Below are 13723 nucleotides of genomic sequence, written 5' to 3'. Positions count from 1 at the left end.
TACCTTATTTTTACGACTGGAATGAAGACACTTGATTGTTTAGAAATGCTTTCCACTCAGTATCACCAAAAGCATTGGCGATCGTGAAAATATCTTTATCACCACGTCCAGATTGGTTAATCACAATGCAATCACTGGAACTGTAGTGCGGTGCATCTTTGAAGGCTTGAACAAACGCATGAGCCGATTCCAGGGCAGGAATTAATCCTTCTTGACTCATGCATAGCTGACACGCCTCAAGCACCTCTGTATCTGTTGCAGCTTTAACGTTAATGCGATCCGTTTGAGTCAGATGAGCGAGAAGCGGTGAAACACCAATGTAGTCAAGCCCTGCTGCGACAGAATGGGTGTCTTGCATTTGTCCATCCTGGTTTTGCAGAAAATAGGTTTTATACCCCTGAGCAATCCCAACGGATGCATCAGATGCTGCTAAGCGAGAGGCATGATGCGGAGTATTGATGCCCAATCCCCCTGCTTCTACACCCACTAATTGCACCGATGTATCATCTAGGAATCCGCTAAAAATCCCGATCGCATTGGAGCCACCTCCGACACAGGCATAAACGGCAGTCGGTAAGGTTTCAGCCTGTTGCAGAATTTGCGATCGCGCTTCCAGTCCAATCACCGATTGAAACCAGGCAACCATTTCTGGGAACGGATGCGGACCACAGGCTGTTCCGATGACGTAGTGTGTGGTGTCCATGTGAGTAGACCAATCTCGCAACGCTTCATTCATGGCATCTTTGAGCGTTTGAGTTCCAGATGAAACAGGAACGACCTCTGCCCCCAACTTTCGCATCCAGAACACGTTCGGATATTGCCGTTCAACATCGATCGCACCCATATAAATGGTGCAGCGGAGTCCGAACTTGGCGGCAAGCGTAGCCGTTGCGACTCCATGCTGACCCGCACCTGTTTCTGCGATCACTCGCGTCTTGCCCATCCGTTTCGCCAGCAGCATTTGCCCCAGCCCATTATTCAATTTGTGGGAACCCGTATGGTTTAAGTCTTCTCGCTTAATGAAAATTTTGGCACCCCCCAGGTAACGCGTTAATCCCTCCGCATAAGTGAGGGGCGTCGGACGACCAGAATAATTCGCTAATAAGGCGATAAACTCCCTCCAAAACGCCTGATCTCGTCTAGCAGTTTGATAGGCAGCGGTGACTGCCTCTAATGTTTCATGCAAAACTTCAGGCGTAAAGCGTCCGCCAAACTCGCCGTAATATCCTTTTTTGCTTAGTAATTGGGGGGTGGAGACCGCCCCTACCGATGATGAGATAACCATAATGCTGTGCTGCTTCAATCGGGTGAACAGTCCTACTAAAACGATAAGAGCAGGGTTTTGATATGTCCAATATTGGTTAGATCGACACACTATACTTTTGAGATATAGTCTTGAAATCAGCGATGAGCTTCAACAATGGAACTACGGCACCTGCGATACTTCATCATGGTTGCAGAAGAGTTAAATTTCAGTCGAGCGGCTGAGCGGTTACACATGGCTCAACCACCTTTGAGCCAGCAAATTCGGGCGTTGGAAATCGAACTCGGTGTGCAGTTGTTTGAACGGGATAAGCGTCCGCTTCAGTTAACCCATGCGGGACAGGCATTTCTAAAGCAGGCGCAGTTGGTTTTGACTCAAGTTGAACAGGCAACGCTGATTGCTCAACAAGCTAATCGAGGCGAAGTCGGACACTTAGCGATCGGGTTTAACAGCACCGTGACTCAAAGTGTTCTGCCATCGATTTTGAACCTCTTTCAAACTCGATCTCCCCAGGTTCAGTTGAGCCTATGCGAACTGGATTCTCAAACGCAAATTCAACGGCTAGGCGATCGCACCATTGATTGTGGTTTCGTTAATTCCCCTATCCCAAGCAATAGCGATTTAAATGTTTTGTCTGTTTTCAAAGAACCATTAATTGTTGCCATCCATCAAGAGCATCCACTCCTCTCTCACCAAAAAATTCCTCTCAAGGCACTCAGCCAGGAACCCTTTATTCTGCCTCCATCTCACTTGGGGCAAGGGTTTTATCATCAAGTGCTGAACCTTTGCCAGGACAACGGGTTTATTCCAACGGTCGTGCAACAAGCCAGGTGGCTACAAACCGCATTAGGTTTAGTTGCGGGAAGAATCGGGGTTGCCCTCGTGCCCGCCTCAATGCAGAATCTACAGCGGACTGGGGTGGTCTACAAGGATATACAGCCTACGTTTGAGATTGAAACTCTTGCGGTGTGGTGCGCTCATAATCCATCGCCTGTACTGCGCGAGTTTATTCAATCAATCCGTCACTATTTGGGAGATGGCATCACCGGCGCGCGTGGTTAGACACCGAGGTCGGACGATGGCAGGGGACAGACTTCCATAAGCTTAACCGCGCTGCGCCGTCAGGATCGCAGCGATGTCGATCTTTCCCATCTGCATCATGGCATCGAACGCTCGTTTGGCGGCAGCGGGATCGGGATCGGTAATTGCTTTTGTCAGGGCGATCGGTGTAATCTGCCAGGACACTCCCCATTTGTCTTTACACCAGCCGCAGGCACTCTCCTGTCCGCCGTTGCCGACGATCGCATTCCAGTAGCGATCGGTTTCAGCCTGGTCAACGGTTGCGACCTGAAACGAGAAGGCTTCATTGTGTTTGAACGTAGGTCCGCCGTTGAGGCTGAGGCAGGGAATTCCCATCACAGTAAACTCGACGGTCAACACATCCCCTTGCTTCCCTGATGGAAAGTCTCCCGGTGCGTGGTGCACTGCATCGACGGACGAATCGGGAAAGGTCTCGGCGTAGAACCGCGCGGCTTCCTCGGCGGAACCATCATACCAGAGGCAAATCGTGTTCTTTGCTGGCTTTTCCATGTCACTTCTCCATCAAGATGAGCCATCCAAAACCGGACTCAACGATATACTCGCAGTCGAAGAGTATTGGCTCAGACGACATTTCCGCCCATTCTAGCGCGGCTTCACTGTGCTTCACATAGGCGGGATAACGGCAAAACGCAGTGGCAGCAGATGACCTCGAACTCGACACCAGTGACTCTCATCTGTCCGCTACATTTGAATTGCTAGGTGGTGGCTATCCAATTCACAATATCAATTGGAAATTTTACAGTTATATAACCTCTCTCATCATATTTATTTATTTTTAGACTTTACTAAATCTAGAAATTGTTGAGCAACCTCAATTAATTTCTTTGCTTCTGAATTACTTGGATACTTCTCACCTATAGATTTTGCTTCGTTAGCCATCTCACATTTGTTAAAGTTATTCACCTGCTCATTACTTGGTAGAACTACAAGATACATAAGTGCCCATGCCATTTGAATCTCAGATTTCTCACCTCTGGATGTAGCAAATTCTCTGTATAAATTAAGAGATTGACTGCAAAACTCTCTTGCGTCATTGGCTTCATTACTTCTTAAACATATACTGCAAAGATCTAAGAGTAAGTCCGCGAGTTCTTCTATGTATCTTGATCTATGCTTCTCAAATAGATTTTGAACAATTGGAAGGAGCTTCAAGTATACCTCTTTTGCTGCAACAAGGTCTCCACTTGAATTATAGAAGCTTCCCAAGCTAGATAAACTTTTCATTAAACCATCCAAATCTGTGTTTGGCTTTTCAAAAATTAGATCTTCGTAAAGATTATTTCCTTTGAGCAGAAATTCAAGTGCCTTATCGTGCATTCCCAAAGCCTCATATGTCGTACCTAAATTGGTGGCAGCCATTGCACGCCTATATTTGAAATCTAATAATAGAGGTTCGACTAGCTCTTGGTTCTCTGATGGTACGTTATCGATTTTTTCATACACCTTACTAAGATCTCCGTACCAGAGATTTGCTTCTTCCAAGTAATTTTTCGCAGTTTCATACTCCTCACGACTATAGTAGGAAGCACCAATATTTTGCAGCAATAGAGCATATAAAGGTACTTGGGCATAAATTCCCATTTCGTATAAAGCTTGACAAACGCTAACACCGTTGACGAAGCACGCCTCAGATGCCTCATATTCTCCTGTATTGTAGTAAACGCTTCCTACAGTTTCAAAAGTAAAAGCTAAATTCAAAAGATACTTTTCTGGATTACGGTCTGCCAGTCTCTCATACAATTGCAGCCCTTTCCCTGCACTTTGCTGTGCTTCAGAAAAACGGAAATCTAGAGTAAGTAGTTTTGCTTTAAAGAGACGACTATCTGCATTTTTGCGGAGTGATTCATTAAGTTCTTCATCGAGTTCCTCAAATTTTTCAAGTTCAGCGTCTAGCTCCGCTTCATTAAGTGCAGCAATCGCACCAGCTAGATCCGCATCTAGAAAACGTGAAACGGCTTCTGAGTAAAGCTCTGAAACGCGGCTAAAATCAATGCATACAAGCTTTTGTGTTATGTTTTCTACTTGCTGTTTGAGAGAAGCCTTTTGACTTTCTAGCTCTGTAATCTGATTGCATAGTTTAGCTATCTCGTCGTTGAAGAAAGCCTCACTTCTTGTAATAATCTTTTCTTTATCAACAATGCGCTCTTTTAAGAGATTAATTTCTAATTGTAATTCCTGATAACGAGGTAGTTTAAGAAGAAATTCCTCTCGTTCTCCATGCAAGGACGTGGCAAGATTATGTAAGCGAACTTGTTTCTCCCAATTGTCTTTACTTTTGCGAATTTGATCCGGCGTCAGCTTATTTGTTAAACCTGGTGATCTGTGTGCGAGATCATGATCGTTGGGGCACAAAACGGCAAGATTTTCATAACTGTTATCCTGAGAAATTTCATATTCCACTATGTGATGAATGATATAACTTTCTCCTTTAATGCCTTTACAGCAACAGCATACAAAATTACTATTTTCTAAAAGTTTTTGAGCAACTTCCTCTTGAATTGGCCGCCGTGTAATACATTGTTTAACCCATGAAGCCTCTTCAGGGGATATGCCGTAATGCTCAACTAATTTCTTAATAGGAGTCACTCTGAAAGTGGAAACAGACAATCCAACAGCTTCATATTTTGAGGCTGCATCACTTGGAATTCCATATCTCAAGTATGTCTCGAGCAGTCTACCCATCTATGCTTTTTACAATTCTCATGGACTCTATACTAAGTGTACCCAGATTTGGGATTGCTCGGTATTAGTTGTAGACAGTAGCTTCAGAATATGGTGAAGTACAGTCGATTCCTGCCTGGCAAAAGCTTCAGGACTGGAAGCGTACCGCACTTGACCGAGAACCGCTATAAGCTCAAGCTCAATATCAAACAAGTTATCCAGTCAGGCGAGATTGCGCTGATACACTGAATGGCAGGTATTTACGTGCAGCAAATGGCGGTGTAGGCGATCGCACTCACCATCTCCTAGAAAACAGAGAGGCGATCGCTCAATCATCCAACAAAAGAAAGGTATTTACCTAAGTATTGATTGGCGCTATAGTTAGGTATATGCCTAACCAATTGATTCAACTCGATCGCATTTTTTATGCCCTGGCAGACCCAACCCGGCGTGCCGTCCTCGAACGGTTGAGTGTTGGACCTGCTGCCGTGAGCGAACTCGCGCAGCCATTCGATATGGCATTGCCATCGTTTACTCAGCATCTCAGTGTTTTGAGTGATTGTGGATTGGTTCAGTCTCAGAAAACAGGTCGCATCCGCACCTATCAACTCTCACCACACGCTTTAATGGCGGCTGAACAGTGGATGGTAGAACAACGCCACCTCTGGGAAACTCGTCTCAATCAATTAGATTCTTACCTCACCCAACTGAAGGATAATTCCGATGACTCCATTAACTCATCAACCTAATTCTCAACTTGACCTGGTATTTGAACGCATCGTCGATGTTTCACCAGAACTGGTTTGGGCAGCCTGGACAACGCCAGAGCACCTGAAACACTGGTTCACGCCCGCACCCTGGAAAACGATCGACTGTGAAATTGATCTTCGCCCTGGTGGTCTTTTCCGTACCGTGATGTGTTCTCCGGAGGGACAAGAGTTTCCTAACGTTGGCTGTTATTTGGAAGTCATCCCGAACGAAAAGCTGGTTTGGACAAATGCCCTTCAACCGGGTTACCGTCCCGTCATCCAATCTTCTGAAAAAGACAGTGGTGACTTCCCGTTCACAGCCGTACTTATGCTTGAGCCGCACGAGCAGGGAACGAAATACACTGCACTGGTTATTCATGGAAATCAAGAGGACTGCAAGACCCATGCGGATATGGGATTTCATGATGGATGGGGCAAAGCTCTCGATCAGCTTGTTACCCATATGAAGCAAATCTAGAAGTGCGTGAATCATCCCAGGTTTGATGGGTTCACTCATCAGCAAATCAACATCCATTCCTGAAAGCTGCGATCGCTACTTTCCCTTATTCCAAACTTGAATCGGATAGCGATTCAGTTCTGCTGCCGGCATGAATGATTCCCGATACAGTCTGCACTCCAGATCTTCTTCAACCCATTCATACTCCTCGAATAGCCTATCAGGAATTTCAAGGGAGAGAACCGTTTCGCCATCAGCACCTCCACCATTGTCGAGGGGAGCATCGGCTGGGCGAAAAATTCAAAGCTACTTTTTCCCTTATCCTGCTCTCTGGCAATTGTTTCATTGCTTGGTTTGTCTGCTTGTGAAGTTATCAATCGAGTTTCGCCTGCTAACTCTCCGGTTGAAAAGGACACAAGCTTCAACTCCGACCCAGGTCACGCTAACGACGATCGCCCATTTCAACGGTAGCAATGGGAGTGACCCAATCGGGGTTGTGCAAGGCAAGGATGGCAATCTGTATGGTGTGACTGCCTCGGGCGGAAATCCTGGAGCCGGAACAGTTTTTCGTTTGACTCCTGACGGACAACTGAAGACACTGGTAACCTTCGATGCCCAAATCAATGGCTATAACCCCGATGCTCCTCTAATTGTTGGGCGGGATGGGAATTTTTATGGCACGACCACGGGTGGCGGAGACAAAGGTGGAAGTGGGTTTGGAACCGTTTTTCGGCTGACTCCAGAGGGACAATTCACTACTCTTGCCGTGTTCGATCGCACCAATGGCGCACGTCCTGAGCGTCCTCTAATTCAGGCAAAAGATGGGAATTTTTATGGCACCACTTACATGGGAGGAATAAAACAGCAAGGAACTTTGTTTCGGCTCACTCCCAGTGATCAACTGACAACTCTAGTTCAATTTGACATCGATTTTGGTGAAGCCTCTCCTGTGAGAGATCGCCCCGGTGGCTTGGATGTCTTTGAAGATCAGAGCGGCAATCTCTATGTGACGCACGGTAATTTTTACGGCACGGAATATATGGCAGATGGAGCCGCCACTATTTTTCGGCTCACCACCGATCACAAAGTAATTCCCTTCACGACGTTTCAAGGCTTAAATCAAGGCGTGAATCGAGAGGCTTATCCAAGCCGACTCATTCAGGGCAGCGATGGTAATTTCTATGGTGTGACGTTGATGGGAAGCTTCTTTCGCCTCGCGTCTGACGGTCAACGAACGGCGATCGCGACCTTCGATCGCGACCTCTTCCCCAACAGTTTGATTCAAGGACGCGATGGCAACTTCTATGGCACAGCAACTGGGCGAGAGGAAACCATACCAGGTGCTGTCTTTCGCCTCACCCCCCAAGGACAAATCACCATTCTTGCTCGATTCACGGGCGAGAATGGGAAATATCCTCGTAGTCTCATGGAGGCGAATGACGGCACGTTCTATGGCACGACTGGGCAGGGTGGGCAAGGTGAGCGGGGTACTGTATTTCGGCTAATCGTGAACTGAACAGCCACCATCACATGTTACAGATTGAGAGATTGAACGCTCAAATCTTTCAACGTGATCGTGAAGTGCTGTTGTTCTCCTGTTGCAACAAAAGAAACGATCGCCTCACAAGCCACAGCTACCGTTAGCATCACCAAATTACGTGCTAAAGGATAATCACAAACATCATCATTGACATCAGATGGAACTCGATAAACCTCATTCCAGATTACTTCTGCATAATCGGCAGAGAGTCCAGCATGAAGGCAAGGAATTCGGGTGCGATCGCCATACTCCTTCACCGCTTGGCGAGAGGTGCTGTTGTCGAATACATCAACAATCAATCCGCTCTCTTTGAGTAGTTGAGTAGTATTTGCCGCAGTCAGTTCTTTGGTTTCAGCTTCTACTTTTGTTCCGATCGCCCGATACAAGTTATTCGCTAAAATCTTGGACTTGAATGCACCAACATCCGAACGGTAGTAGGGCTGCGTGGAAAGATTGCGTTCTTCGATGCGATCGCGATCGATCACCTTGAGCTTACCAAAACCCGCACGAGCCAGATTCTCAGCCAGATTTGCGCCCAATGCTCCTGCACCACAAATGGTGAGAGGAAACTCCTTCAGCTTTGCCATGACGGAATCTGTCCGGTAAAGCTGCTCATGAAAAAAGATGCTCATTGTTTCACCACTCCCGGTGTTCCATCACACCCACTAACGATTGCAGGTCGAAATCGCGATCGCGTCCACTCAGGCAAATACCAGAACTAACAACGGTCAAGTCCTCTTTGGTGACCGCGCTGGTATGACGAACACCATCTGCTGTTGTCCAATCCACCGTCCAGTAATCCCCTCGATCCTGGAACTGGTGTAGTTCACCCCCACCCAGTTTGAGAGCTTGGCGCAGTCGCTTTTCATCCCGTTGAGGTTGGGTAAACCCTTCTATCTGCTGAGCCGCCAACTCGTAGAGCGATCGCATTTCTGGGGTCATCCCCTTAAATTGCAATTCCTCAACGGGAGTCAATTGCTTGAGATTGGATTGCAAGGCTTCGGCGATCGCAGGGTCAGCACGGCGATCGATGTCCTCAAACCAGCAGGAGTTGCCATTCCAGTGGGCGAGAATTTGCTCAAACACAACGCCTTCTGTCACCAAATGCACAACCACAGGTTTCACTGCCTTAAACCGTTGCCGCATATCCGCTTCATTAACGGGATATGCCAGCCAGCTTTGATGTTGCAAGCAATAAGCTAACCGCAGTCGGATGGTCGGAAACTGCTGTAAATAAGCAGTAATCTGAGACAAATCGGCTTCTTCAAGCAGTGTTGCCGTCTGTGCATCCACAGGCTGAAAAATACCCCATCCTTCAAACTGACGAGGTTTAGAAGTGAAGGTATAGACCATCCCTGCTACCCGTGTGCGAACTCGTCCACCCTTGACGCAGGGGGCAAGGAATTGAGTTGATTGCAGTTGTGCTTCAGCGTTTGCAATTTGATTGAGTAAGGTGTGAATATTCATCATGGCTGAGAGTGAATGAGTAAGATTGCTTGGTGTTTCTAACTCATTCGTCATCAATGTTGATGGCTTAAGGCAGGATTTCCAAATCAGCCGTGATGCCAAAATGGTCAGAAGGATAGAGAGTACGACTGTTAGAAGCAGGTTGGTTGAGAGTTAATTGGCAGTTCTTGACCCGCAGATAATGATTGACAAAGATGTAATCCAAAGTGCCTCGCCAAGGACGAAGTGTGTGATTGAATCGCAAATTGCGAAATGTATGCCACAGCACTTTCTTCCAATTGCGTCGCACCAGGGGAGTCGGGCAGGTATAGACTGGCTCTTGACCGTGGTGTACAGCATAGGCAGATGTGAACTGTTGCCGCATCAGCGCGATCGCTGAGGTCTCCGGGGTTCCGTTAAAGTCTCCGACTGCAACAATAGGTAGTTCTGGTGGAAGCTGTCCTAACCAATCTAAAACCTGCTGTACTTGAGTATCCCGATCTGGGTGAGGTCCGGGATACCAGTAATAATGTCCATTGCAGAGGGCAAACGGTTGTCCATCCACCACAACCTGAACATACTGAGCAACACGGTTCTGCCCTTTCAACGCGAGCATCTCTTGCTTGACGAACGGATAGCGGCTGAGGATGGCGATTCCTTCAGACAGAGCAGTTCCTTCATCGTTGACTTTAGGGGTGAAGGATACGTAGGGCATATCTAGTTTGTCTGCAAGCCAGACTCCTGTATTTTCAGGTAATGTGACGACCTCCTGCAAAGCAATTAAATCAACATCCTCTGCCATCAGTCCTTCAACCAGGAGTTCCCGTCGCTGTATCCATTCTTTTAGGTCAAATAAGACGTTGATTGTTGCCACTTTAACCATATTTGTTCTTCCATAAAAGTTGAGTTTAGCTGATAGTTTTCAGCAATCCTGCGTGCAAGTTTTGGGAGCATTGCGCTTTCTCAGTTACTTGGGGCGCTCCGAGTCGTGAGTTGTTACACACTCTTTCAAGGATGGCTACTTTTAAGCCCACCTCCCAGGTTCTTTGCCCTCCCCGTTCACAAGCGCCCACTGCTTGCAGTGGCACGTTTCCTCTCGTACTCGTATGGATGCTCTACAGGTCAGGGCACGCAGGAAGTGTATTACATCGTACTACATTCGATTTTGCCATTCTCCGGATACCTACTCTGTATTTGAATCCTCACAACGTAGGAGGATGTTCGCCCATCTTGGCCCACATTTGCCGCACTCGAAGTAATTGAGGCCGGTTCATCTTTAATGCTTCAATGGTTGCTCTACCCGTAGGAGTTAATCCAACAATTTCTGTGGCTCCCTCATTCCACTCAAAGTGATCAGACCAGAATTGTTGCTGCGGATGAAATAGTGGCACCTCTGTTTGTGTCGTTGGATCAGTTGCGGTCTGACGAACTGCTTTGTAGCGATTACAGGAGGGACAGGCTAAACAAAGATTCTCAAAGACTGTCTCTCCACCTCTTGCTAGTGGAACGATATGTTCAAATTCAAAAGTTGACACTGTAAGAGATTCAGCCGTTCGGCAGTAGGCACAACAGTCAGAAAAGTGAGAACGGATCTGGCGTTGCAACTCAACAGGGATATAAGCACTCACGCTATGCTAAGACTCCGTAAAGCTGCTGTAAGGTATACCTGGCCCTAGTTTTAAGGATGTTCAGGTTGTCTACCTGGGTCAGCAAGCGATCAAGAGTTGCAGTAGCATCAGCCGACAATTGCCCTTCAGCATTTTGAGCCAGTAAATCACCCAGTTGCGTTTGTTCAGCCAAGGCAAGTTGGCTATTGGCTAATGCCTGCAATTCTTCCAGGCTCAACCCTGTCAAAAGCTCCTCATTGGATGCAGCAGGATTAACAAGGCGATGGTAGGTTTCCAAATCAAGCAAAACCCCAACGCGCTCCCCTTGCTGATTGGTTATGTACTGTACAGCTTCAGTCATTGCTTTCTCTGTTCAGGCTTATATTCATTTTAATGAGGTGAGGTGCGATCGCTGCCACCTCATACGCTTTCTTCATGTTGCTCATACTGTTACCTCTGGAGAGTCGATGAAACCTTAAGCCTGGATAAGCTATGTTTTGTGCGAGTAATACAAATGTTTCTTAAAGCCTTATAATCCAAGTCAGCGTGTGGAATTACAATCAACTAAAGATGAAAACGATGACTTTGGATGAAAGAACATGAGTGGTTTATACAAGGGTGAAATTCGTGATTCTGCCGTTCGAGCACTTTTAGAGAAAGTTCGCAAGGGTGACTATGGGAAGTATTTACTTTCAGTTAGACTCGAAAAGATTCGCTTATTTCGAGGGTCTCAAGTTAACTTTGATTTTCCTGTAACAGCACTAGTAGGACCTAATGGAGGTGGTAAGTCTACAGTTCTTGGAGCTATCGCATCTGCTTATGCTTCAATGAATCCAGAATCATTCTTTCCAAGAAGCTCTGTTGGTGACAGCAGTATGATTGATTGGAAGATTGAATATGAAGCGATTGATAAGGAGCAAAACCCAAAAGGAACTATCAGAACAATCACTCAACTTAAAGGAAAAGAGTGGTTGAGAGATCTAGTTTTACGGAAAAGAATTGTTAAGTTCTTTAGCATAAATAGAACAGTTCCGCCAACCGAGAGCCATCTGTTTATGAGAAGTAGGTTATTTGGTAGAAAGAAGGGTGTTTCAGTTGAATCTGTATCGTATATAGAAGAGTTTGATCACGTTAAAGAGGAGGCTGAAAAAATCCTTGGAAAATCGCTGGATAATTTTAGATTAGTAGAAGTTTCTTTTAATAAGACAAAGACTATTACAAGAAAAGTTTTAGATTCATACATTCTTGACAAGGATGGTAATCAAAGACCCGTTTATAAGCGGCAGGTTGAGCAAGAAGTTACTATTAGCCTTCCTCAGGTTCAAAGATTGCATGTTGGGGGGAATGGTGAATATGAATATTCAGAGTTTAATTTTGGTTCGGGAGAAGCTTCTGTTTTAAGAATGGTTTCAGATATCGAATCTTTGCCTAATAGCTCCCTGGTTTTAATAGAAGAGGTAGAAAATGGACTTCATCCAGTCGCTGTTCGCAGGATGGTTGAATACTTTATCGATGTAGCACGTCGCAAAACTCTTCAAATTATTTTTACAACTCACAGTAATTTTGCACTTGAGCCTCTTCCCTCTGAGGCAATCTGGGCTTCTTTAGAGGGAAGAGTTCAACAGGGCAAACTCTCTATTGAAGCTTTGAGGGCAGTATCTGGGCGAGTAGACAAAAGACTTGCCATCTTTGTAGAAGATGCTTTTGCAAAGACCTGGGTAGAAAGCATTTTGCGGGAAAAACTTTGTGACCACTTAGATGAAATAGGAGTCTACGCTGTTTCAGGTGATGGTAGTGCAGTAAAAGTACATGATGGACATATGTCTAATCCTGCAATATCCTTTTACTCGTTATGTTTTATTGATGGTGATTCAAAGCAAAAAGAAGATCCTAGTAAAGGAATTTATCGCCTTCCAGGTTTATCTCCAGAATCTACAGTTTTTAATTCGGTTTTAAGCAATTTAAACCATAACATCGCATTACTGACAATCGCTTGTCAACGTTCTATAAACAAACAAGATGAGGTTGCAGAAAAAGTCAGAGAGGTGTCTCATACTAATAGAGATCCACATCTTTTATTTAGTCAAATTGGGGTAAAGATCGGATTTATCCCAGAACCAATAGTGAGAGGAGCATTTCTAACTGTTTGGATTCAAGAGAATCAAGCTGAGGTAGACAGAGTTATAGAACCTGTTTTAGGGGCATTGGATTTACCACCTAAATTCTCAGCTTGATATCTCTAATCAACCGTCCTAGTAGATTGCATGATTCTGTGCGAACCCTACTTGTCCGATCGTACGGGCAAAGGCATGTCCAGAATCTCCATCAGGAGTTCCAAACGAGAAGGGCGTGTCAGCAGCGGTACCAGGTTGGGCAAGCTGTAGTAGTCTCCCGCGAAGGTAAACGTTTCTACAGGTGCCTGCTGTCCCTTCAGTTGGCTCTCCAGCCAGTTGCAGTAACCGCCCACACGGACGATTACTACATTGGGCATTACTGCCAACTCCCGGCAGTAGGTCTTGTAAACCTCACCGAAGTAGGGAGCCGCATTCTCACCTTCGTCTGTGACGACGATGATCTGGTCAACCACCTGCTTCTTCTTCCGCATCGCTTCCAGAGGCGCACCGATGCTTGTACCACCCCCAGCCTTGATGTGCTGGAATGCCCGCTCCCAGTCGGTCAACTCCTTGCCCTGGGCAGTGACAGGGTAGGGAATGTTGTCGAAGGCATAGACAAACAGATCTGCCTGGGTAATGCCAGAGATCAGGGCAGCGAGCCGCTTCCCTAACTCGATCGCATTTTCCATCGAACCTGACTTGTCCACGAGCAATGCAGTCGGACGGGTAATCACACCACGCCGCTTCACCTGCTCATTCGTCACCTTCTCCAACCGGGCACGGG

The 13723-nt window shown here is 46.2% G+C and carries 14 protein-coding genes; 5 read left to right on the top strand and 9 right to left on the bottom strand.

Features of this window, described 5'->3' with window-relative positions:
- Positions 1-10: 10 nt before the first annotated feature.
- A complete protein-coding gene (gene trpB / locus ACR6Z4_RS27465; protein ID WP_479720535.1) occupies positions 11-1285 on the bottom strand; it encodes a tryptophan synthase subunit beta in 1275 nt (424 codons plus the stop codon).
- Between the two features lie 135 nt (positions 1286-1420).
- On the opposite strand from trpB, the gene ACR6Z4_RS27460 reads away from it, so the two are divergent.
- Complete coding sequence (locus ACR6Z4_RS27460; RefSeq protein ID WP_479720534.1) at positions 1421-2326, top strand: LysR substrate-binding domain-containing protein; 906 nt, start codon at positions 1421-1423, stop codon at positions 2324-2326.
- A gap of 42 nt (positions 2327-2368) precedes the next feature.
- Here the strand turns inward: ACR6Z4_RS27460 and ACR6Z4_RS27455 are convergent, their stop codons facing one another.
- Both ACR6Z4_RS27455 and ACR6Z4_RS27450 read right to left on the bottom strand, forming a co-directional pair.
- A complete protein-coding gene (locus tag ACR6Z4_RS27455) occupies positions 2369-2854 on the bottom strand; it encodes a VOC family protein (RefSeq protein ID WP_479720533.1) in 486 nt (161 codons plus the stop codon).
- Positions 2855-3130: 276 nt separating this feature from the next.
- Positions 3131-5023 carry an HNH endonuclease signature motif containing protein gene (locus ACR6Z4_RS27450; RefSeq protein WP_479720532.1) on the bottom strand — a complete coding sequence of 631 codons (1893 nt, stop codon included), beginning with the start codon at positions 5021-5023 and terminating at the stop codon, positions 3131-3133.
- A gap of 392 nt (positions 5024-5415) precedes the next feature.
- Between ACR6Z4_RS27450 and ACR6Z4_RS27445 the strand changes: the two genes are divergently transcribed.
- The 3 genes from ACR6Z4_RS27445 (at position 5416) to ACR6Z4_RS27435 (ending at position 7748) form a co-directional block, all read left to right on the top strand.
- The gene (locus ACR6Z4_RS27445; protein ID WP_479720531.1) at positions 5416-5775 is read left to right on the top strand and encodes an ArsR/SmtB family transcription factor; all 360 of its coding nucleotides are present in this window, start codon (positions 5416-5418) and stop codon (positions 5773-5775) included.
- Positions 5750-6253 carry an SRPBCC family protein gene (locus ACR6Z4_RS27440; protein ID WP_479720530.1) on the top strand — a complete coding sequence of 168 codons (504 nt, stop codon included), beginning with the start codon at positions 5750-5752 and terminating at the stop codon, positions 6251-6253. Before ACR6Z4_RS27445 ends, ACR6Z4_RS27440 begins: the two co-directional genes overlap by 26 nt.
- Positions 6254-6596: 343 nt before the next feature.
- On the top strand, positions 6597-7748 hold the full coding sequence (locus tag ACR6Z4_RS27435; RefSeq protein ID WP_479720529.1) for a choice-of-anchor tandem repeat GloVer-containing protein: 1152 nt from the start codon (positions 6597-6599) through the stop codon (positions 7746-7748).
- A gap of 17 nt (positions 7749-7765) precedes the next feature.
- Here the strand turns inward: ACR6Z4_RS27435 and ACR6Z4_RS27430 are convergent, their stop codons facing one another.
- From ACR6Z4_RS27430 to ACR6Z4_RS27410, 5 genes are all read right to left on the bottom strand, one after another.
- Entirely contained in the window at positions 7766-8404 is a 639-nt protein-coding gene (locus tag ACR6Z4_RS27430) for a ThiF family adenylyltransferase (protein WP_479720528.1), read from the bottom strand.
- A 4-nt stretch (positions 8405-8408) separates the two neighbouring features.
- Positions 8409-9242 (bottom strand): hypothetical protein, encoded by an 834-nt coding sequence (locus tag ACR6Z4_RS27425; protein ID WP_479720527.1) that lies wholly within the window; start codon positions 9240-9242, stop codon positions 8409-8411.
- A gap of 64 nt (positions 9243-9306) precedes the next feature.
- Positions 9307-10101 carry an endonuclease/exonuclease/phosphatase family protein gene (locus tag ACR6Z4_RS27420; RefSeq protein WP_479720526.1) on the bottom strand — a complete coding sequence of 265 codons (795 nt, stop codon included), beginning with the start codon at positions 10099-10101 and terminating at the stop codon, positions 9307-9309.
- A 319-nt stretch (positions 10102-10420) separates the two neighbouring features.
- Positions 10421-10846, bottom strand: coding sequence for an HNH endonuclease (locus ACR6Z4_RS27415; RefSeq protein WP_479720525.1), 426 nt, complete (start codon positions 10844-10846; stop codon positions 10421-10423).
- Between the two features lies 1 nt (position 10847).
- Positions 10848-11186 carry a hypothetical protein gene (locus tag ACR6Z4_RS27410; RefSeq protein ID WP_224344743.1) on the bottom strand — a complete coding sequence of 113 codons (339 nt, stop codon included), beginning with the start codon at positions 11184-11186 and terminating at the stop codon, positions 10848-10850.
- A 238-nt stretch (positions 11187-11424) separates the two neighbouring features.
- Between ACR6Z4_RS27410 and ACR6Z4_RS27405 the strand changes: the two genes are divergently transcribed.
- A complete protein-coding gene (locus ACR6Z4_RS27405; protein WP_479720524.1) occupies positions 11425-13059 on the top strand; it encodes an ATP-binding protein in 1635 nt (544 codons plus the stop codon).
- 47 nt (positions 13060-13106) lie between these two features.
- On the opposite strand, the gene ACR6Z4_RS27400 is transcribed toward ACR6Z4_RS27405, so the two are convergent.
- A partial coding sequence (locus tag ACR6Z4_RS27400) for a vWA domain-containing protein (protein WP_479720523.1) occupies positions 13107-13723 on the bottom strand: 617 nt, incomplete at its 5' end.

The sequence above is a fragment of the Calyptranema fuscum S582 genome (assembly GCF_055793305.1).
This window is presented reverse-complemented; position numbering and strand designations above follow the sequence as displayed.

What these genes read in the sequence shown, in the direction of transcription:
- ACR6Z4_RS27440 (WP_479720530.1), top strand. Translation starts at nt 5,750, where the DNA reads ATGACTCCATTAACTCATCAACCTAATTCTCAACTTGACCTGGTATTT.
- ACR6Z4_RS27425 (WP_479720527.1), bottom strand. Translation starts at nt 9,242, where the DNA reads ATGATGAATATTCACACCTTACTCAATCAAATTGCAAACGCTGAAGCA.
- ACR6Z4_RS27460 (WP_479720534.1), top strand. Translation starts at nt 1,421, where the DNA reads ATGGAACTACGGCACCTGCGATACTTCATCATGGTTGCAGAAGAGTTA.
- ACR6Z4_RS27410 (WP_224344743.1), bottom strand. Translation starts at nt 11,186, where the DNA reads ATGACTGAAGCTGTACAGTACATAACCAATCAGCAAGGGGAGCGCGTT.
- ACR6Z4_RS27445 (WP_479720531.1), top strand. Translation starts at nt 5,416, where the DNA reads ATGCCTAACCAATTGATTCAACTCGATCGCATTTTTTATGCCCTGGCA.
- ACR6Z4_RS27430 (WP_479720528.1), bottom strand. Translation starts at nt 8,404, where the DNA reads ATGAGCATCTTTTTTCATGAGCAGCTTTACCGGACAGATTCCGTCATG.
- ACR6Z4_RS27420 (WP_479720526.1), bottom strand. Translation starts at nt 10,101, where the DNA reads ATGGTTAAAGTGGCAACAATCAACGTCTTATTTGACCTAAAAGAATGG.
- trpB (WP_479720535.1), bottom strand. Translation starts at nt 1,285, where the DNA reads ATGGTTATCTCATCATCGGTAGGGGCGGTCTCCACCCCCCAATTACTA.
- ACR6Z4_RS27455 (WP_479720533.1), bottom strand. Translation starts at nt 2,854, where the DNA reads ATGGAAAAGCCAGCAAAGAACACGATTTGCCTCTGGTATGATGGTTCC.
- ACR6Z4_RS27405 (WP_479720524.1), top strand. Translation starts at nt 11,425, where the DNA reads ATGAGTGGTTTATACAAGGGTGAAATTCGTGATTCTGCCGTTCGAGCA.